Raw genomic sequence first — 18007 nt, 5'->3', positions numbered from 1 at the left:
CAATTACACCAGTTTTTGACCGCAATTCGGACAGAAATTACTATCTCCGGTTTTCAGCCCACAGTTAGGACAGAAGTTTGGTTTATTTGCTGAGGTACCAGTTTCATTGCTTGGCGTATTAGTAAAGGTTTTCTGCTGAGCATCGGCCTCTGCCATGCCTTGATTCATATTCTGAACCATTTGATTTGCAAACTTCATACCCATCATCATACCTGCCATATCGGAAGCAACCCCACCGCTTTTTATATTACCAGAGGAGAGACCGTCAGAGAAATTAATCTGCTGATAACGATTTACATCGCCAACCATACTTTGAGAAGCATTTTTATTAATCATTGCCTGAACTTCTTCTGGGTAGGTAAAGCTCATGATTTGGAAGGAGTTAATGCTAATTCCAGTATCAAATAGCTGCATATCAAGATCCTGCTTCATACCGTTTGCAATATTAATGGAATTAATAGAAAGATTAAACATATCTTTACCTTCTTGCACAACCCACTTCATCAATAATTGGTCTAGAACAGAAGAAATACGTAGCTTCACATCTTCTACTAAAAAAGATTCTTTAATTCCGGCTATATTATCAATTAACTTCACATAATCCTTTACCCTAAAGGTATAGGCACCATGGGAACGGATTGGAAGACCACCAGGTAAGTTGTATTGTGGTGCAGGTATGTTAATTGGATTTGAGGTACCCCAACGCACAGAAAATTCTCTTGTATTAACAAATACAACTTCTGCACGCATACCAGTGTTAAAACCAAATTTAAATCCTTTTAATGTAGAAAGAAATGGAATAATATCCGATTCAATATCATAATCTCCATCGTCTTTAAATATACCTTCAATTTTTCCATTGAATAGAAATATAGCATCCTGACCTGGACGAATGATGAGGCGGCTACCTCGCTTGATTTCGTTGTTGTGCCATTTGTAAAAAATCATGTCATCGCGGAATTCTTTCCACTCTATGACATTTGCTAACTGACTTGTAAAAAATCCCATAGAAATCCACCTTTCTCTTTATACTCTGCGCCCGCCACCACTATGTGACCGTCCGCCACTGCTGACACCACCGCCACCACTACTTCGGAAACTTCCGCTACTAGTTGTATTTGTAGTGTGGTTAGGTTCTGGACGTTTTACCTTTGTTACACTAGTGCTAATGTAGTCATCACGCCTTGCGACGATTCCTGAATTACCTTCATTAAGATAGGTATGATTATTCGTGGTTACTCTACCACCAGATCGCGAGGCCATGATGGCTATGGTAATTACACCGATTGTAATGGCTGCGAATAGTTGAAACCATGTTTTATAAAGGACATTCTCAATAAATTGCCTTTGTGCATCATTAGAATTATTTTGGGATGTCTGGCCATGCCCGTAATTATAATCATTTCCATGACTGCCATTTGGTGATGTATTATTAGAACCATTCTGGTTGCTGTTACTACTATTACCAGAATTCGTATTCTTTAATGTTGCATAATATTTCGTATGATTACCAAAATTTAAAAATGCATTGTAATAATCATTCTCACGAAAATAACCTGAGATATTATCTAGGATAGTTTCAATACGGTCATCATTTAATATGGTCTCAGCACTCCCATATCCTTGGATGTTCAACCAACGATAAGTAGAGTCAAAATACAAGATTGCTACATCTTCTGTAAAAGTACCATTATCGAGGTTCTCGTCAATATAATCTTCTAAGAAACCTTTTACATAGTTCGTGATAGCAGTATCATCATCTTTCACTTTCGTATTTAGGTCATCAGTTGTTAAGATGACAAGATCAAGATTTGACTTTACAGCATAGTCAGTGAGTTTTTGCAAAAGGTCTGATTCTTCACTATCAGATAGTAAACCCGCATTGTCTTCTATGTGAGCGGTATGTTTGGAAGTCTCAGCCATAACGATAAATTTAGGAGTTCCTAGTACTGTAGCAATGATATAGATACAGCTTATCATAAGCATCAACCGAATGCCAATGAAATTTTTATTGTCTTTTACTATCATAACCAAGGCCCTCCGTTCAGAACAACAAGCAGTTTTATAATCAGAAATGATAAGGAGGCAATTAAAGCGAACCATGCAAACATTTTTGGAACAGAAAGAGGAGGTTTTCCAACAATCTTCCCTGTTTGACCGTTCATAGCAAAGATATGTTCCGAATCTTTATAGTCATAGCAAACCATCCAAACCGGTAAAAGAGTATAATAGGCATTCTTTTTATAGATAGAAATATCTTTTCGGTTCGTGATAACACTATGATATCCGTGAATGGTATTTCTTAGATAATTGTCCACAAAACCACCTACTTTATCACGAGCACGCGGAAAGATTTGATCGGCATTAAAGTTATATTTTTCAGCAAGATATCCCGCTAGGTATGGCATTTCGAAGGTAATTAAATCATGATTTTGATAAGGCTCCAAACGATCCATTAAATTGTCATTCATTTTTTCAGAGGCATCTGCTGGAACATTGGAATAATTAAGGTTAACCTTTCGGTAAACGTGATAATACTGCGTTTCGGTATAGATATAGTCACCGCGGGTATAAGTTCTTACCTTAGTACAGGTTGCATCAATATCTCCAATTCCATTTAAGTCGTATAACCAGAATGGTATGTAGATACCAGTAATGTTTTTTACACGGTCTGCATGTTTAAATTCTGTAGGAGTTAGTAGCCCTTTTTTACACCACTTTTGGAATGCCTTTGTTGCTTGATCGCGGTTAATTTTAAAGGGTATGATTCTTGAAGGTTCTAGTTGGCCTTCTATTCGATCGCTTAAAACTACGGCAGCCCCACAAAAACTACAGGAAGTTGCAATGGTATCTTTGTCTGTAATAACAACAGCACCACAGTTTTTACAATGATACTCAGATACCTTACTACTACTAAAATCCTTATGCTGCCATTCAGATTTCTGTTTATAATCAAAGGAGGCTTCCTCGTAGATATCCTGAGGGCCAAAGGGGTTAACCTTTGGGGCGTCATCTGATTCGCCAAGAGGGATATCAGGGGGAGGCATAGAATCAATGGAATAATAACTTCCACAGCTGGCACAATGAAGTTTTTTTGACGTAGTATCAAATGTTAAATCTGCGCCACAGCTAGGGCATTTATATTGAATTACCATGAGTAGTTCTCGCTTTCTATACAATATGATAACATGCCGTATTCCGGCGCTAAAAATTGTATGCATTCATTAAAAATGCCACAAAGGCACAGGATAAGTGTCTTTGTGGCAGCAATTACTTAGAATTATTTTCCTAGGCTTTGCTTTAAGGCTGCCAATTCGTTCTCGATATCAGGGCTAGAGGAATTGTACTTTGCAGCTAAATCTTTAATGGTATTCTCTGGTGAGGAGTTATTTAATTCAGCCATCGCATTTGCTTCATCAAGTTTATTATTTGCAAGCTCCTCATATTTAGCAAAGCTAGCCATAGAATTATTTGCACTTTCTACAGAAGAACCCATCTTATTGATACGTTCCTGTGTCTTAGCAACAGCAAGCTTACCTTTAATCATGTCTTTACGAGACTCAAGCTCATTAATATCTTTTACTAACTTATCATGCATTGTTTTCATGTTAGTAGCATTGGTGTGAGCGAGTTCATAAGCCTGTTGTAATCCTGCTGACTTATTTGTTAAGGATGCTTTTTGCTCTAAGAACTTTCTAGCATCTGCTTCATTATTTGCTTCCAAAGCTTTGATAGCATAGATCTGCATCTTAGCAATGTCTTCATTACATTCATCCAACGCTCTTTTTGACCTGGCCTCCTCTGCCATAATGGCAGCAGTCTCAGATTTTACCTTACCTAAATCCTCATTTAAATTACGAAGACATTGATCTATCATTTTCTCAGGATTTTCAGCTTTGTCTAAAAGTGCATTGATATTTGCGGACATGATATCCTTAAAACGTGTTAAAATACCCATAGTATGTACCTCCACTTATTATGATATTTTATTCATGACAAGTGAGACTATATAAAAGCTCTCTTGTTTAACAAAGGAAAGGAAGTTTAACCTTTTTCTCCTGTTATCTATTAGTTTAGTATTTATACTGAAAAACGTCAAGTTAAAATAGGACAAGAATACTTATAATAAGTTCAGAATGGTTAAAATTTGATTAGGACAAAAAAATCTTGTTTAACTTGCGCTAGTACTATATAATCTATATGTTATAAAAGTTATTCTAAGTCCTTAATATCTTAAGATTTTAAATTATATGAAAAATTACTCCATAGACTTTATCTTGAGGGCGAAGACACTTTGGGAAGATGTGATATGCAATGGATGTTACTTCCTATGATTAGGACATTAAGATATTGGAAACGCTGATTGTATAGAATACTTAAATAGTATGTTTGATAGAAATAAACCATTAGTAAATAAGATGCTAAGAGTTGGAGGAATTTATGTGGATTGCAGATGGATGGAAAGATTATGAGGTAATGGATGCTTCTAACGGTGAAAAGTTAGAACGCTGGGGAAAGTATATATTAGTGCGTCCCGATCCTCAAGTAATCTGGAATACTAAGAAAGAAGAACGTGGCTGGAAAATTAAAAATGCACACTATCATAGAAGTAATAAAGGCGGTGGTGAGTGGGAGTTTATTGATCTGCCAAAACAATGGCAGATTCATTATAAAGAGTTAACTTTTAACTTACAACCTTTTAGTTTTAAGCATACCGGATTGTTTCCTGAGCAGGCGACCAATTGGGACTGGTTTAGCGATAAAATAAGAAAAGAAAAAGAAAAAAATCCGAATCGAGAGATTAAAGTATTAAATTTATTTGCCTATACTGGAGGTGCTACTTTAGCAGCAGCGAAAGCAGGTGCGAATGTTACTCATGTAGACGCATCCAAAGGTATGGTAACTTGGGCGAAAGAAAATGCGGAATCCTCAGGATTAGGAGAAGTCCCAATTAGATATATTGTAGATGATTGCGTAAAATTTGTGGAAAGAGAAATACGCCGAGGAAATCGATATGATGCCATCATTATGGATCCTCCTTCTTATGGTAGAGGTCCAAAGGGTGAGATATGGAAGATTGAAGAGAGTATTTATCCATTTGTAAAACTATGTACTGAAGTATTAACCGAGAAACCGTTATTTTATTTGATTAACTCCTATACAACAGGTCTTCAACCAGCGGTATTAGCCTATATGCTAGGAACTGAGTTGCAAAAAAAATTCGGCGGTAATGTAAATGCAGAAGAAATTGGACTTCCAGTAACATCGTCAGGTTTAGTGTTACCATGCGGTGCTTCAGGACGATGGGAAGACTAAAAATTAAGAATCTTCCTTTATAGAAAAGGTATATGTAGAAAGTAAAATGAAATGGTCTGTGTGAAAATGAAGTAAATGATACATGAAATCACAAACATTTGTATGAAAATAAAGTAAATGATACTCGAAATCACAAAATATTAGTGGTAAGTAAAAAAAGAGAAGTGTTATACTGGAGGATAATCATACCCTGAAAAAATGGGAGTGCGAAAGGAAGAGAGATATGTTTACATTTAATAAAGACATCGTAGCTACAGATTGTGAACCAGGAGTAACAAGAAAAATTTTGAGTTATTCTGATGAATTAATGATGTGTGAAATTACATTTGAAAAGGGTGCAAAAGGATATTTCCATTCCCATAAACATCTTCAGATTACTTATATTGCAAAAGGAAGTTTTGAATTTACTATCGATGGTGAAACCAAGGTTGTAAAGCAAGGAGATAGTGTATATATGCCTAGCGATGCTGTTCATGGAGTAACAGCATTAGAAGAAGGCATCTTAGTTGATGTATTCAATCCTATGAGAGAAGACTTCTTAAAGTAGTAGTCGTATTAATAAAAAACAATTCGTTTATGTAAAAAAACAATTCGAATATGTAAAGAAACAAAAAGTTTCTACTATATAACATACAGTTAAAGACAATCAAAATATCCAGAAAAAAGATAAAAAATTCAGGATATTTTGATTGCTTTTTTTAGATATATGTTGCATTGTGAGGATTTGTGATTATTAATTAAAAAAGGTTTGGTTTTGTTCATTATTCATAAAAATTAACAAATTCTAAATGGTAAACAGCAGAAAAACAGTACAAAGCGATATAATTTACATATATTATACTAAAACCATAGAAAACATGCACGCAAATTGTGAAGTTTTGTAATATGAGACATTATAATTATTGTATATGATGGTAGGATGTGGTATAATTATAAAACATTTGGAATTATATTGTCGAATAAAGAAAAATATATGCTTCGATAATACAACTTATCAGAAGTTACTTTAAAGCTTCTGATAAAAGGTGCGTTTTTTGCACCGTAAAAGGCGGTAGTGCCATAATTCTAGCGTTAAGAGTTCTAAGGGCACTTAGAGAGTAGAGACGAAAGCGACGGGGGTGCGAATAACAGATGATTGAAAAGAGCAAAAAGTTATTTGGTAATCTCAGAAAAACAAAAAAGGGAAATGTTGATTTTGATGAGACTATGATGGAACAAATGAAACAAGAAACAAAGAAAAAACGAAAAGTAAAATTTAAACGTAACAAAGATGAGGAGTTTCAAACAGAGGGAACGAAAAAGAAACAAAAATTTAAGAACAAAGAATTAAAGAAGGCGATTAAAGAAGGCATAGAAAATGATGTCGATATTGTTCCTAGAAAAGTAAGGAATGGTAAGTTTTTTAGAGTTATTGCTAGTATTAGAACGCAAATGCTTATCGGTTTTACTGTACCGATTTTATTTGTCATAATAGTTGGGGCAATATCATATATAAAAGCTTCGAATGGGTTAGTAAGTGGTTTTGAAGATTCTGCAACAAAAACAATCGGTATGGCGGTGAACTACATTGATGTTGGAATGAGCACCCTAGAATCTGAGGCCTTTGTGCAGTCTCAAAATGATAATATTACAAGTTATATATTTAGTAGTAAAAACGAAGAACAAATAAAATTGTATGAGTTGACACAGGCTATTTATGCTCAATTAACAGCTGCACAAGTAGCAAATGAATTCATTCAGGATATACATATTATACCAAAAGACCATGCAAAAGTGTTATCTACAAAAACCAGGGGAGTAATAGGGTTTAGTGATGCCATGAAGGATACCGATGCCGCATCAATGACAGAATCAAAAAATCAAGCTGCTTGGGTTGGTAGTCATGCTATGGTTGATGACGAATTAAAAACTTCCTATAATAATTATGCTTGCACATTTATCCGACAGTTTAAGTCAAAGAATGGTTATATCGTAATTGACTTAAGTAAGAAAAAAGTAGTTCAACTCTTACAGGATATTGAATTAGCAGAAGGAAGTTATATTTCCTTTGTAATGGATGATGGTAGAGAAATTTCCGCAATAAGCGATACTATTGCCTTTAGCGATACTACTTATTATAAAGAAGGTATGGCTAACAACGAAGGTAACTATAACACATATGTAAAAGTTGATAAAAAGGATTACCTCTTTATGATGGCAAAGAGTAGTTCAAAAGGATTCTCTATTTGCGCATTAGTACCAAAAGCGTCTGTAATGAAAAGTGCTAGTGACATTAAAGGGGTTACGGTTAGTGTCGTTGCAATAGCTATCCTTGTTGCAGCATTCGTGGGTGGATTAATATCCATTATGATTGGTAAGAGTATTCATCGTATTTCGAAAAAATTAATCAAAGTATCTGAGGGTGATTTAACCATTGATATGGACATCCATACAAGCAATGAATTTGGTATGCTTGCCGGTAACGTTAAGGAAATGGTAAATAACACGAGAGATCTTATTCACAAAGTAGTTCAGGTTACGAATTTAGTTACAGAGGCTACCAAGAGTCTTTCAGCGACATCAAGGGATATGACCGATTCTAGTGAGCACATTACTACAGCAATCAATGAGATAGATATCGGAATTGCACAACAGGCTGAAGAAGCTCAGTTATGTTGTAACCAGATGGATGAGCTATCGAATAAGATGGGTATCGTAAATAATAATGTTAACGAGATTCAAACTCTTGCTGATCAGACGCAGGTGATGATTCAAAATGGTATCACTACAATGACCTTGCTAACAAAACAATCTCAGACAACGAATGAAATAACACAACAGGTAATGACTGATATTAAGGCTCTTCAAAAACAGTCTGCGTCTATTGAACAATTCATTGGAATTATTAATGATATTGCAAGCCAAACAAATCTCTTATCTTTAAATGCTTCTATCGAAGCTGCTAGAGCTGGTGACGCCGGAAGAGGATTTGCAGTAGTTGCTGAAGAAATTCGTAAATTAGCAGAAGGTTCTGTAAATGCAGCACAAGAGATTCAGAAAGTTGTTGTTGATATTAAAACAAAAACTGAATCAACAGTACAGACAGCGCAAAAAGCAGAAACGGAAGTTACTTCTCAAGTGAAGTCTGTAGAAACAACTAGGGAAGCATTCCACAGCATGAGCGAATGTGTAGATAGTCTATTAACAAATCTAAAAGAAGTAATTGAAAATGTTGAAAATATGAATGAAGACAGACAAAAGACTTTAGATTCAATTGAAAGTATTTCTGCAGTTTATGAGGAAACCGCAGCTTCTTCTTCTATTGTTAATAACACAGCTCAGATGCAGTTAGGACTATCCAAAACTCTTGTGGAAGGTACGCAAGAATTAGAGCTACGTACGGAAGAGTTAAAAGATGCAATGCGTAAGTTTACAGTATAAAGATAAGGCATGTTAGTTTAAGATACAAAAAAAGAGATGATTTTTTCATCTCTTTTTTTGACTTTGTACAAAGTGTAGGAGAGAGGTTTCTAGGTAATTGTAATAGGGGTAACTACTTGCTCCATATAAATGACTGCAATGTGTAAAAGAAATATTGATTTATTGGAGGATTACGAATGGATAAAATAATCTTTCAGGATATTAGTATTATAATAAGAAAGTGAATTATATTGAATAAAAGAAACATTTATATGAAAGAATGAAAGATGCATCTTATAATAGGAAGAAACTAATCAGGATTGACTATACTAATAAAGAATATCTGTGCATTTGATAAGCCATCAAAAGGAACTATTTTTGTAAATGTAATGTAAATAGGAAGTAATAAGGAAAAACAATTTTGACTACATCAAATTCCAATTATAAAATTAAAATATTCTTTGACATTCTATATGGAGTAAACAAAGGAATTTCGACACAAATAAAGGAAATAATTTACTAGAAAGAAAAAATAAAAAAATACTTGCAAATATTTTTGTTCTATTATATAATAACTACTGTTGTGACGATGATAGCGTAGAAACGTGAGGTTGCTGTGTCAAATGATACAGGTTTTCCGTGGAGCGAATGTCATGTTATGAAACTGGCGACAAGTCACTGTACAAGAATATAGTTCTGCTACGGGCAGATAAACCGTGTTGAAACGAAGGCTTTTCGGGATGAAGCGATTTTTATTGACACCTAGGACGGGTTGCGTCTTAGGTTATATATTTCCGACAAGTATGAAACACACGGGTGAGTGTACAGTCACCACTTGTCGTACTGAAATGAAGTGCGAAAAGGAGGCGGCTTTTTTTATGGCAAATCAAGTTATGAGAATTACTCTCAAGGCGTATGATCATCATTTAATCGATGCATCTGCAGGAAAAATTATCGAAACTGTAAAGAAGACAGGATCGAAGGTGAGTGGACCAGTTCCATTGCCTACTAAGAAGGAAATTGTAACAGTTCTTAGAGCGGTACACAAGTACAAGGATTCCAGAGAACAGTTCGAGCAGAGAACACATAAGAGATTAATCGATATCATCGCTCCTACACAGAAGACTGTTGATGCATTATCTAGATTAGAGATGCCAGCAGGTGTGTACATTGACATTAAGATGAAAGCAAAATAATGTTTTGCTATTAGATGAGAAGTTTCATCTCGATGAAAGTAAAATAATGTTTTCGTTAAAATCTTAATGCAAACAAAATTTCAGGTAATAATCCTTAGGGTTTATATATTAGGAAACTTCCGGTATAAGACCATCTAGGATGATTATGCAAACAGCATAATCCGCTGTAGATTAACAGGAGGTAAAAAGTAATGAAGAAAGCAATATTAGCTACGAAGATTGGTATGACTCAAATCTTCAATGAAAATGGAGTTTTAACTCCAGTAACAGTATTGCAAGCTGGTCCATGTGCAGTTACTCAGGTTAAAACTGTAGATAACGACGGATACGCAGCAGTACAGGTTGGCTTTGGCGACATCAGAGAAACACTTGTTAACAAGCCACAAAAGGGACACTTTGCAAAAGCAGGTGTTGCAAATAAGAGATTTCTTAAAGAGTTCAGATTCGAAAACGCTGCAGACTACACTGTAGGTCAAGAAATTAAGGTAGACATCTTCACTGCAGGTGATAAGATTGATGCTACTGGAACTTCTAAGGGTAAGGGATTCCAGGGTGCTATTAAGCGTCACGGATTATCCAGAGGACCTATGGGCCACGGTTCAAAGTTCCACAGACATGCTGGTTCTAACGGTGCTGCTACAACACCTGGTCGTGTATTCAAAGGAAAGCACATGCCTGGTCAAATGGGTAACGTAAAAGTTACAGTACAGAACCTTGAAGTAGTCAAAATTGATGTTGACAATAACCTTATCTTAGTTAAAGGTGCTGTTCCAGGACCAAAGAAGGCTATGATAATGTTAAAGGAAACAGTTAAGAGCGGTAAGTAGAAAGCTTTAAGAAAGGAGGAACACTAGAATGGCAAATGTAAAGGTTTATAATATAGAAGGTAAAGAAGTTGGTTCATTAGAACTTAACGATGCTATCTTTGGAGTAGAAGTAAATGAGCATTTAATGCACATGGCTGTAGTTAGCCAGCTTGCTAACAAACGTCAGGGCACACAGAGCGCAAAGACTCGCGCAGAAGTGAGCGGCGGCGGAAGAAAGCCTTGGAGACAGAAGGGAACTGGCCATGCAAGACAGGGTTCAACAAGATCTCCACAGTGGAAAGGCGGCGGCGTTGTATTTGCTCCAAAGCCAAGAGATTACTCTTTCAAGATGAATAGAAAAGAGAAATCTTTAGCTATCAAATCTGCTTTAACATCCAGAGTTGAAGCTCAGAAGTTAATCGTATTAGATTCCATGAACATGGATGAAATTAAGACAAAGAAGTTCAAGGCTGTACTTGAAAACTTAAAAGTTAACAAAGCATTAGTAGTTCTTGACAAGAAGGATGAGAATGTAATCCTTTCTGCAAGAAACATTCCAACGGTAAGAACAGCAACATCAAACGCTATCAATGTATATGACATTGTAAAGTATGATACCTTAGTAATTACCAAGGATGCAGTGGCACAGATTGAGGAGGTGTACGCATAATGGCTAATTTAAAATATTATGATGTTATACTCAAGCCAATCGTAACTGAGAAGAGTATGAATTCTATGAGCGAAAAGAAGTATTCCTTCTCCGTTCATCCAGAAGCTACTAAGACTCAGGTTAAAGAGGCTGTAGAGAAGATGTTTGCCGGCACTAAGGTAGCAAGCGTAAACACAATGAATTTAGAAGGTAAGAACCGCAGACGTGGAAACACATCTGGTAAAACTTCTAAAACTAAGAAAGCAATTGTTCAGTTAACAGCTGACAGTGCTGAAATCGAAATCTTCACAGGTCTGTAAGAATTACAGCAAATTGCTAAAGCAATTGCGTGAAGATAGACGCAGATAAGCAAGGACATTGCTTTTTAATGTTTTTTGCATCCTATAGCAGTGAAAATGACTGCTGATAACTTCAACAAGAAGTCGAAGCTTGTTGAAAATAACTATTGCGTATGGAGCGTAACGAAAGGAGATAGTACCATGGGAATTAAAACCTTTAACCCATATACACCTTCCAGAAGACATATGACCGGCTCCGATTTTGCAGAGATTACAACTTCTACACCTGAGAAATCCTTAGTGGTTTCTTTAAAGAAGAATGCTGGTCGTAACAATCAAGGAAAGATTACAGTAAGACACCAAGGTGGTGGTTCTAGAAGAAAATACAGAATCATCGACTTTAAGAGAAAAAAAGATGGTATTTCAGCTGTTGTTAAGACAATTGAATATGATCCAAACAGAACAGCAAATATCGCACTTATCTGTTATGCAGATGGTGAGAAAGCATATATCTTAGCACCAAACGGTTTACAAGTTGGTCAGACAGTTATGAATGGAGCAACTGCTGAAATTAAAGTTGGTAACTGCTTACCACTTGCTAACATTCCAGTAGGTTCTCAAATTCACAACATTGAGTTATATCCTGGTAAGGGTGGACAGTTAGTTCGTTCTGCAGGTAATTCTGCTCAGTTAATGGCTAGAGAAGGTAAGTATGCAACACTTAGATTACCATCTGGCGAAATGAGAATGGTACCAATTAGCTGCCGTGCAACACTCGGTCAGGTTGGTAATATCGATCATGAGTTAGTAACACTTGGTAAAGCTGGTCGTGTACGTCATATGGGTATTAGACCTACCGTTCGTGGTTCTGTAATGAACCCTAATGACCATCCACATGGTGGTGGTGAAGGTAAGACAGGTATCGGTCGTCCGGGCCCTGTTACTCCTTGGGGTAAACCAGCACTTGGTCTTAAGACTCGTAAGAAGAATAAGCAGTCTAACAAAATGATCATGAGAAGAAGAGACGGTAAGGCATTATCAAAGTAAAAAGGAGGTTGAACCTATATGGCACGTTCATTAAAGAAGGGACCATTTGCAGATGACCATTTACTTAAGAAAGTTGATGACTTGAATAAGACTGGTAGCAAGACTGTTATCAAAACTTGGTCACGTCGTTCTACAATTTTCCCACAGATGGTTTCTCATACAATCGCTGTTCATGATGGAAGAAGACATGTTCCAGTATATGTTACTGAGGATATGGTAGGTCACAAACTTGGTGAGTTTGTTGCAACAAGAACTTTCCGTGGACATGGTAAGGACGAGAAGAAGTCAAGAAAATAATTTCTCGAAAGTAATTTCTTGAAATTGCTTTCTGGTAGTGGTTCGCAGTCGCGATAAACGAACAGACTTTGAAAAATAGAATAGTGAAGAACGAAGAGTGTAAGGCTAAGAAGTAGTCTTTCCCTTAACTTTTTGTGAATCACTCAAAAAAATAGTTGCAGAGTGTTATAGTAATAGTTCTGCAGGAAGAGAAGTAACGGAGAGCCGTTAAATTTTGAAAGGAGGTATCATCCATGGCAAGAGGACATAGATCCCAGATTAAGAGAGAAAGAAATGCGAATAAGGACACTAGACCAAGCGCGAAGTTATCTTACGCTAGAGTTTCCGTTCAGAAGGCATGTTTCGTTCTTGATGCAGTCAGAGGCAAGGATGTACAGACAGCACTTGGTATTTTAGCATACAACCCAAGATATGCTTCAACTTTAATAGAGAAATTATTAAAATCAGCGATCGCAAACGCTGAGAACAACAATGGTATGGACGTATCCAAACTTTACATTGAAGAGTGCTACGCAGGTTGCGCACCTACAATGAAGAGAATCAAACCAAGAGCACAGGGTAGAGCTTACAGAATCTTAAAGAGATTAAGCCATATCACAATCGTGCTTAATGAAAGATAAGGAGGGCAATCATGGGACAAAAAGTTAATCCTCATGGCTTAAGAGTCGGAGTTATCAATGACTGGGACTCAAGATGGTATGCGGAAGCAGATTTTGCAGATAACTTAGTAGAAGACTACAATATCAGAACCTACTTAAAAAAGAAGTTATACAGCGCAGGCGTTGCTAAGATCGAAATTGAGCGCGCTTCCGATAAATTAAAAGTTATTATCCACACAGCTAAGCCAGGTGTAGTAATTGGTAAAGGCGGTGCTGAAATCGAGAAATTAAAGGTTGAAATTACTCAGTATACAACAAAGAAATTAAACCTTGAAATTAAGGAAATCAAGAAGCCAGATGTATGTGCTCAATTAGTAGCAGAAAGCATTGCAGCTCAGCTTGAGAACCGTATTTCTTTCAGAAGAGCGATGAAATCTACCATGTCCAGAACTATGAGATCTGGTGCAAAGGGTATTAAGACAGCAGTTTCCGGTCGTCTTGGCGGAGCAGATATGGCTCGTACTGAGTTCTATAGTGAGGGTACTATTCCACTACAGACACTTCGTGCAGATATCGATTACGGTTTCGCAGAAGCAGATACAACTTTTGGTAAATTAGGCGTTAAAGCTTGGATCTACCACGGTGAAGTTCTTCCAACAAAGGGAAACAAAAAGGAAGGGAGCGATAAATAATGTTAATGCCAAAGAGAGTTAAGCGCCGTAAGCAATTCCGTGGCAGTATGGCAGGAAAAGCTATGAGAGGTAACACTATCTCCCACGGTGAATATGGTATCGTAGCAATGGAATCAGCATGGATTAAGTCCAACCAGATTGAAGCTGCCCGTATCGCGATGACACGTTACATTAAACGTGGTGGTAAGGTTTGGATTAAAATTTTCCCTGATAAACCTGTAACAACAAAACCAGCAGAAACTCGTATGGGTTCCGGTAAAGGTTCTTTAGAGTATTGGGTAGCTGTAGTTAAGCCAGGTCGTGTAATGTTTGAAATCGCTGGCGTTGCAGAAGAAACTGCTAGAGAAGCTCTTCGTCTTGCTACTCATAAATTACCGGTCAAGTGCAAGATCGTTTCTCGCGCAGATTTAGAAGGAGGTGCGGGCAGTGAAAACTAATAAGTATGTAGAAGAATTACAGGCTAAGTCAACTACAGAGTTGAATGAGACATTAGTAGCTGCTAAGAAGGAACTTTTCAATTTAAGATTCCAGAACGCAACAAATCAGTTAGATAACACAAGCAGAATTAAGGATGTTAGAAAAAACATCGCAAGAATTCAGACTGTGATCTCACAGAAGGCAAAGGCTGCTAACTAATATAGACAGTGACGAATAAACCTTAGCTGGATACTAGGTAAGGGTTATAGAAAGGAGTATTGCTGTGGTAGAAAGAAATCTCAGAAAAACACGTACTGGTAAAGTAGTAAGTGATAAGATGGATAAGACAATCGTTGTTGCAGTAGTAGATAACGTAAAGCATCCTCTTTATGGCAAAATCGTAAAGAGAACTTATAAGTTAAAAGCTCATGATGAGAACAACGAATGCCAGATTGGTGATAGAGTAAAAGTTATGGAGACAAGACCATTATCTAAAGATAAGAGATGGAGACTTGTTGAAATTATTGAGAAGGCAAAATAATTCGTTTACAAGATCGGCTTGTAAAATTGTTACTCTTAAATTGAGAAAGGAGTATCGGACATGATACAATCAGAATCCAGACTTAAGGTTGCCGACAATAGCGGTGCAAAAGAATTATTATGCATTCGCGTTATGGGCGGTTCAACCAGAAGATATGCGAATATCGGTGACATCATCGTAGCTTCCGTTAAAGATGCAACACCAGGCGGAGTTGTTAAGAAAGGTGATGTTGTAAAGGCTGTTGTTGTTCGTACTGTAAAGGGAGCTCGCCGTAAGGATGGTTCCTACATCAGATTCGACGAGAACGCTGCCGTAATCATCAAAGACGACAAGAACCCTAAGGGAACTCGTATCTTTGGACCAGTAGCTAGAGAATTGAGAGAAAAGCAATTCATGAAAATCGTTTCATTAGCACCAGAAGTATTATAGGGAGGTGTCGACGCATGGCAACTACAAAGATTAAAAAGGGCGATAGCGTTAAGGTTATCGCTGGTAAAGACAAGGGAAAAGAAGGAAAAGTAATTTCCGTTTCCAATGGCAAAGTTTTAGTTGAAGGTGTAAATACAATTACCAAGCACAGCAAGGCATCTCAGGCTAATCCAAAGGGTGGAATTATCCATCAGGAAGCACCTATCGATGCATCTAACGTAATGTACGTGCAGAAGGGTAAAACAACCAGAATCGGCTTTACTACTGTTGATGGTAAGAATGGCCAGAAGAAGGTTCGTGTTGCTAAGGCAACAGGAGATATTATTGACTAATTCTAAGAGAGGAGGTCATTTCAGTTGACTCGTTTAAAAGAAATTTACAAAAATGAAATTATGGCTGGTATGCAGAAGAAGTTCGGTTACAAGAACGAGATGCAGATTCCAAAGCTTGATAAAATCGTAATCAACATGGGTGTTGGTGAAGCTAAAGACAATGCGAAGGCTCTTGAAGCAGCAGTAAAAGATATGGAGATTATCGCTGGTCAGAAAGCTGTTATTACAAAAGCTAGAAAGTCAGTTGCTAACTTTAAACTTAGAGAAGGCGTGGCTATTGGCTGTAAAGTTACTTTAAGAGGCGAAAAGATGTATGAATTCGCTGATCGTCTTATTAACTTAGCACTCCCTCGAGTTCGTGACTTTAGAGGTGTTAATCCAAATGCATTCGATGGTAGAGGTAATTATGCACTTGGTGTAAAAGAGCAGTTAATATTCCCTGAAATCGAATACGATAAGGTAGACAAGGTTCGTGGTATGGATGTTATTTTCGTAACAACTGCCAAGACCGATGAAGAAGCTCGTGAATTACTGACATTATTCGGTATGCCATTTAGCAAATAGTTAAGGAGGGAATTCCATGGCTAAAACGTCAATGAAAATAAAGCAACAGAAGACACAGAAATTCTCAACGAGAGAATACAATCGTTGTAGAATCTGTGGCCGTCCTCATGCTTACTTAAGAAAATACGGAATCTGCAGAATTTGCTTCCGTGAGTTAGCATATAAGGGACAAATACCAGGTGTTAAAAAAGCAAGCTGGTAGTTTAAGAAAGGAGGCAAATTTAAATGACAATGAGCGATCCAATTGCAGATATGCTTACAAGAATTCGTAATGCAAATACTGCGAAACATGATACAGTAGATGTACCTGCTTCTAAGATGAAAATTGCTATTGCTGAAATCCTCTTAAAGGAAGGTTACATCAAGAGCTTTGAGATTGAAGAAGTTGGTAGCTTCAAGACAATCCACATTACATTAAAGTACGGTAAAGACAAGAATGAGAAGGTTATTACTGGCCTTAAGAGAATTTCCAAGCCAGGTCTTCGTGTTTATGCTAACAGCACAGAACTTCCAAGAGTTCTTGGTGGCTTAGGCGTAGCAATTATCTCCACTAACAAAGGTGTTCTTACAGATAAAGCAGCAAGAAATGCTAACGTAGGCGGAGAAGTTTTAGCATTCATCTGGTAATTATTAGCTGAATGTAGTAAAATGGAAATAACGAGATAATTCGTTATTACGTTCGTAGAGTAATCTAAGAGCAAAATAATATAAATAGCCTGTTTGTAAGTTTAGAATTTTCTTTCAAAGAAAAGAAGTCTTTTCGGGTTTCCTGATCCCATTAGATACTCTTTTCTATGGGGACAGTGATTAGACTGTCAAACGAGTCTGAATTGTGAATCAAAGAGGTTCACATTTCACTATAACTTAAGGAGGTACGGGCATGTCACGTATAGGAAGAATGCCAATCGCGATTCCAGCAGGTGTTACTGTTGAAGTTGCAGAAAATAATAAAGTGACTGTAAAAGGTCCTAATGGAACACTTGATAGAGTGTTACCTGCAGAGATGGATATTAAAGTAGAAGGCGATACAGTTGTTGTTACAAGACCAAACGAATTAAAGAGAATGAAATCTTTACATGGTCTTACAAGAACATTAATCGCTAATATGGTAACTGGTGTAACAACTGGTTATCAGAAAGTTCTCGAAATCAACGGTGTTGGTTACAGAGCTGCAAAGAACGGTAAGGAGCTTACATTAACTCTTGGATATTCACATCCAGTAGTTATGAAAGACCCAGAAGGTGTTGAAACCATTCTTGAAGGTCAGAACAAAATCACCGTTAAAGGTATCGATAAAGAAAAAGTTGGCCAATATGCTGCTGAAATCAGAGACAAGAGAAGACCTGAACCATATAAGGGCAAGGGAATTAAGTATTCTGATGAAGTGATCAGACGTAAAGTTGGTAAGACTGGTAAGAAGTAAA

The 18007-nt window shown here is 36.9% G+C and carries 24 protein-coding genes; 20 read left to right on the top strand and 4 right to left on the bottom strand.

All coding sequences use genetic code 11. The features are described 5' to 3' along the window. Positions 1 to 3: 3 nt before the first annotated feature. From CPHY_RS19040 to CPHY_RS19025, 4 genes are all read right to left on the bottom strand, one after another. Positions 4 to 1008, bottom strand: coding sequence for an SPFH domain-containing protein (locus CPHY_RS19040; protein ID WP_012201670.1), 1005 nt, complete (start codon positions 1006 to 1008; stop codon positions 4 to 6). An 18-nt stretch (positions 1009 to 1026) separates the two neighbouring features. Then, positions 1027 to 2028, bottom strand: coding sequence for a TPM domain-containing protein (locus tag CPHY_RS19035; protein WP_012201669.1), 1002 nt, complete (start codon positions 2026 to 2028; stop codon positions 1027 to 1029). Then, on the bottom strand, positions 2025 to 3155 hold the full coding sequence (locus tag CPHY_RS19030) for a hypothetical protein (RefSeq protein ID WP_041703790.1): 1131 nt from the start codon (positions 3153 to 3155) through the stop codon (positions 2025 to 2027). The genes CPHY_RS19035 and CPHY_RS19030 overlap by 4 nt, the downstream gene beginning before the upstream one ends. A 125-nt stretch (positions 3156 to 3280) precedes the next feature. Continuing rightward, positions 3281 to 3958 carry a PspA/IM30 family protein gene (locus CPHY_RS19025; RefSeq protein WP_012201667.1) on the bottom strand — a complete coding sequence of 226 codons (678 nt, stop codon included), beginning with the start codon at positions 3956 to 3958 and terminating at the stop codon, positions 3281 to 3283. A 482-nt stretch (positions 3959 to 4440) separates the two neighbouring features. Between CPHY_RS19025 and CPHY_RS19020 the strand changes: the two genes are divergently transcribed. The 20 genes from CPHY_RS19020 to rplF all read left to right on the top strand — a co-directional run bounded on the left by CPHY_RS19020 (position 4441) and on the right by rplF (position 18006). Next, a complete protein-coding gene (locus CPHY_RS19020; RefSeq protein ID WP_012201666.1) occupies positions 4441 to 5316 on the top strand; it encodes a class I SAM-dependent methyltransferase in 876 nt (291 codons plus the stop codon). Positions 5317 to 5539: 223 nt separating this feature from the next. Continuing rightward, complete coding sequence (locus CPHY_RS19015) at positions 5540 to 5863, top strand: cupin domain-containing protein (RefSeq protein WP_012201665.1); 324 nt, start codon at positions 5540 to 5542, stop codon at positions 5861 to 5863. Positions 5864 to 6447: 584 nt separating this feature from the next. After that, entirely contained in the window at positions 6448 to 8736 is a 2289-nt protein-coding gene (locus CPHY_RS19010) for a methyl-accepting chemotaxis protein (RefSeq protein ID WP_012201664.1), read from the top strand. An 857-nt stretch (positions 8737 to 9593) separates the two neighbouring features. Beyond that, positions 9594 to 9911, top strand: a complete 318-nt coding sequence (rpsJ, locus tag CPHY_RS19005) for a 30S ribosomal protein S10 (RefSeq protein WP_012201663.1) — start codon at positions 9594 to 9596, stop codon at positions 9909 to 9911. A 191-nt stretch (positions 9912 to 10102) separates the two neighbouring features. Further along, positions 10103 to 10738, top strand: coding sequence for a 50S ribosomal protein L3 (gene rplC / locus CPHY_RS19000; protein WP_012201662.1), 636 nt, complete (start codon positions 10103 to 10105; stop codon positions 10736 to 10738). A gap of 28 nt (positions 10739 to 10766) precedes the next feature. Beyond that, positions 10767 to 11387, top strand: coding sequence for a 50S ribosomal protein L4 (rplD, locus tag CPHY_RS18995; RefSeq protein WP_012201661.1), 621 nt, complete (start codon positions 10767 to 10769; stop codon positions 11385 to 11387). After that, positions 11387 to 11686: a 50S ribosomal protein L23 gene (gene rplW / locus CPHY_RS18990; RefSeq protein WP_012201660.1), complete on the top strand. Its 300-nt coding sequence runs from the start codon at positions 11387 to 11389 to the stop codon at positions 11684 to 11686. The genes rplD and rplW overlap by 1 nt, the downstream gene beginning before the upstream one ends. Before the next feature lie 180 nt (positions 11687 to 11866). Next, positions 11867 to 12712 (top strand): 50S ribosomal protein L2, encoded by an 846-nt coding sequence (rplB, locus tag CPHY_RS18985; protein WP_012201659.1) that lies wholly within the window; start codon positions 11867 to 11869, stop codon positions 12710 to 12712. Between the two features lie 18 nt (positions 12713 to 12730). After that, a complete protein-coding gene (gene rpsS, locus CPHY_RS18980; RefSeq protein WP_012201658.1) occupies positions 12731 to 13009 on the top strand; it encodes a 30S ribosomal protein S19 in 279 nt (92 codons plus the stop codon). Positions 13010 to 13242: 233 nt separating this feature from the next. After that, positions 13243 to 13629 (top strand): 50S ribosomal protein L22, encoded by a 387-nt coding sequence (gene rplV / locus CPHY_RS18975; protein ID WP_012201657.1) that lies wholly within the window; start codon positions 13243 to 13245, stop codon positions 13627 to 13629. 11 nt (positions 13630 to 13640) lie between these two features. Further along, entirely contained in the window at positions 13641 to 14300 is a 660-nt protein-coding gene (rpsC, locus tag CPHY_RS18970) for a 30S ribosomal protein S3 (protein WP_012201656.1), read from the top strand. Then, entirely contained in the window at positions 14300 to 14737 is a 438-nt protein-coding gene (gene rplP / locus CPHY_RS18965) for a 50S ribosomal protein L16 (RefSeq protein ID WP_012201655.1), read from the top strand. Before rpsC ends, rplP begins: the two co-directional genes overlap by 1 nt. Next, the gene (gene rpmC / locus CPHY_RS18960) at positions 14727 to 14936 is read left to right on the top strand and encodes a 50S ribosomal protein L29 (protein ID WP_012201654.1); all 210 of its coding nucleotides are present in this window, start codon (positions 14727 to 14729) and stop codon (positions 14934 to 14936) included. Before rplP ends, rpmC begins: the two co-directional genes overlap by 11 nt. Positions 14937 to 15000: 64 nt before the next feature. After that, positions 15001 to 15258, top strand: coding sequence for a 30S ribosomal protein S17 (rpsQ, locus tag CPHY_RS18955; protein ID WP_012201653.1), 258 nt, complete (start codon positions 15001 to 15003; stop codon positions 15256 to 15258). A 60-nt stretch (positions 15259 to 15318) separates the two neighbouring features. After that, positions 15319 to 15687: a 50S ribosomal protein L14 gene (rplN, locus tag CPHY_RS18950; RefSeq protein ID WP_012201652.1), complete on the top strand. Its 369-nt coding sequence runs from the start codon at positions 15319 to 15321 to the stop codon at positions 15685 to 15687. A 14-nt stretch (positions 15688 to 15701) separates the two neighbouring features. After that, positions 15702 to 16019, top strand: a complete 318-nt coding sequence (rplX, locus tag CPHY_RS18945; RefSeq protein ID WP_012201651.1) for a 50S ribosomal protein L24 — start codon at positions 15702 to 15704, stop codon at positions 16017 to 16019. Between the two features lie 24 nt (positions 16020 to 16043). After that, on the top strand, positions 16044 to 16583 hold the full coding sequence (rplE, locus tag CPHY_RS18940) for a 50S ribosomal protein L5 (RefSeq protein ID WP_012201650.1): 540 nt from the start codon (positions 16044 to 16046) through the stop codon (positions 16581 to 16583). Positions 16584 to 16599: 16 nt separating this feature from the next. Next, a complete protein-coding gene (locus CPHY_RS18935) occupies positions 16600 to 16785 on the top strand; it encodes a type Z 30S ribosomal protein S14 (RefSeq protein ID WP_029503011.1) in 186 nt (61 codons plus the stop codon). A 23-nt stretch (positions 16786 to 16808) separates the two neighbouring features. Then, positions 16809 to 17210, top strand: coding sequence for a 30S ribosomal protein S8 (gene rpsH, locus CPHY_RS18930; RefSeq protein WP_012201648.1), 402 nt, complete (start codon positions 16809 to 16811; stop codon positions 17208 to 17210). 253 nt (positions 17211 to 17463) lie between these two features. Beyond that, positions 17464 to 18006: a 50S ribosomal protein L6 gene (gene rplF / locus CPHY_RS18925; protein WP_012201647.1), complete on the top strand. Its 543-nt coding sequence runs from the start codon at positions 17464 to 17466 to the stop codon at positions 18004 to 18006. Position 18007: the final 1 nt, after the last annotated feature.

Source organism: Lachnoclostridium phytofermentans ISDg, assembly GCF_000018685.1.
Classification (GTDB): Bacteria; Bacillota; Clostridia; order Lachnospirales; family Lachnospiraceae; genus Lachnoclostridium; species Lachnoclostridium phytofermentans.
Note: the sequence above shows the minus strand (reverse complement) of the source record. Positions and strands in the feature narration are given on the sequence as shown.

Excerpts from the sequence above, each read along its gene's own strand:
- CPHY_RS19040 (WP_012201670.1), bottom strand. The coding sequence starts at position 1,008 with ATGGGATTTTTTACAAGTCAGTTAGCAAATGTCATAGAGTGGAAAGAA.
- CPHY_RS19035 (WP_012201669.1), bottom strand. The coding sequence starts at position 2,028 with ATGATAGTAAAAGACAATAAAAATTTCATTGGCATTCGGTTGATGCTT.
- CPHY_RS19030 (WP_041703790.1), bottom strand. The coding sequence starts at position 3,155 with ATGGTAATTCAATATAAATGCCCTAGCTGTGGCGCAGATTTAACATTT.
- CPHY_RS19025 (WP_012201667.1), bottom strand. The coding sequence starts at position 3,958 with ATGGGTATTTTAACACGTTTTAAGGATATCATGTCCGCAAATATCAAT.
- CPHY_RS19020 (WP_012201666.1), top strand. The coding sequence starts at position 4,441 with ATGTGGATTGCAGATGGATGGAAAGATTATGAGGTAATGGATGCTTCT.
- CPHY_RS19015 (WP_012201665.1), top strand. The coding sequence starts at position 5,540 with ATGTTTACATTTAATAAAGACATCGTAGCTACAGATTGTGAACCAGGA.
- CPHY_RS19010 (WP_012201664.1), top strand. The coding sequence starts at position 6,448 with ATGATTGAAAAGAGCAAAAAGTTATTTGGTAATCTCAGAAAAACAAAA.
- rpsJ (WP_012201663.1), top strand. The coding sequence starts at position 9,594 with ATGGCAAATCAAGTTATGAGAATTACTCTCAAGGCGTATGATCATCAT.
- rplC (WP_012201662.1), top strand. The coding sequence starts at position 10,103 with ATGAAGAAAGCAATATTAGCTACGAAGATTGGTATGACTCAAATCTTC.
- rplD (WP_012201661.1), top strand. The coding sequence starts at position 10,767 with ATGGCAAATGTAAAGGTTTATAATATAGAAGGTAAAGAAGTTGGTTCA.
- rplW (WP_012201660.1), top strand. The coding sequence starts at position 11,387 with ATGGCTAATTTAAAATATTATGATGTTATACTCAAGCCAATCGTAACT.
- rplB (WP_012201659.1), top strand. The coding sequence starts at position 11,867 with ATGGGAATTAAAACCTTTAACCCATATACACCTTCCAGAAGACATATG.
- rpsS (WP_012201658.1), top strand. The coding sequence starts at position 12,731 with ATGGCACGTTCATTAAAGAAGGGACCATTTGCAGATGACCATTTACTT.
- rplV (WP_012201657.1), top strand. The coding sequence starts at position 13,243 with ATGGCAAGAGGACATAGATCCCAGATTAAGAGAGAAAGAAATGCGAAT.
- rpsC (WP_012201656.1), top strand. The coding sequence starts at position 13,641 with ATGGGACAAAAAGTTAATCCTCATGGCTTAAGAGTCGGAGTTATCAAT.
- rplP (WP_012201655.1), top strand. The coding sequence starts at position 14,300 with ATGTTAATGCCAAAGAGAGTTAAGCGCCGTAAGCAATTCCGTGGCAGT.
- rplN (WP_012201652.1), top strand. The coding sequence starts at position 15,319 with ATGATACAATCAGAATCCAGACTTAAGGTTGCCGACAATAGCGGTGCA.
- rplX (WP_012201651.1), top strand. The coding sequence starts at position 15,702 with ATGGCAACTACAAAGATTAAAAAGGGCGATAGCGTTAAGGTTATCGCT.
- CPHY_RS18935 (WP_029503011.1), top strand. The coding sequence starts at position 16,600 with ATGGCTAAAACGTCAATGAAAATAAAGCAACAGAAGACACAGAAATTC.
- rpsH (WP_012201648.1), top strand. The coding sequence starts at position 16,809 with ATGACAATGAGCGATCCAATTGCAGATATGCTTACAAGAATTCGTAAT.
- rplF (WP_012201647.1), top strand. The coding sequence starts at position 17,464 with ATGTCACGTATAGGAAGAATGCCAATCGCGATTCCAGCAGGTGTTACT.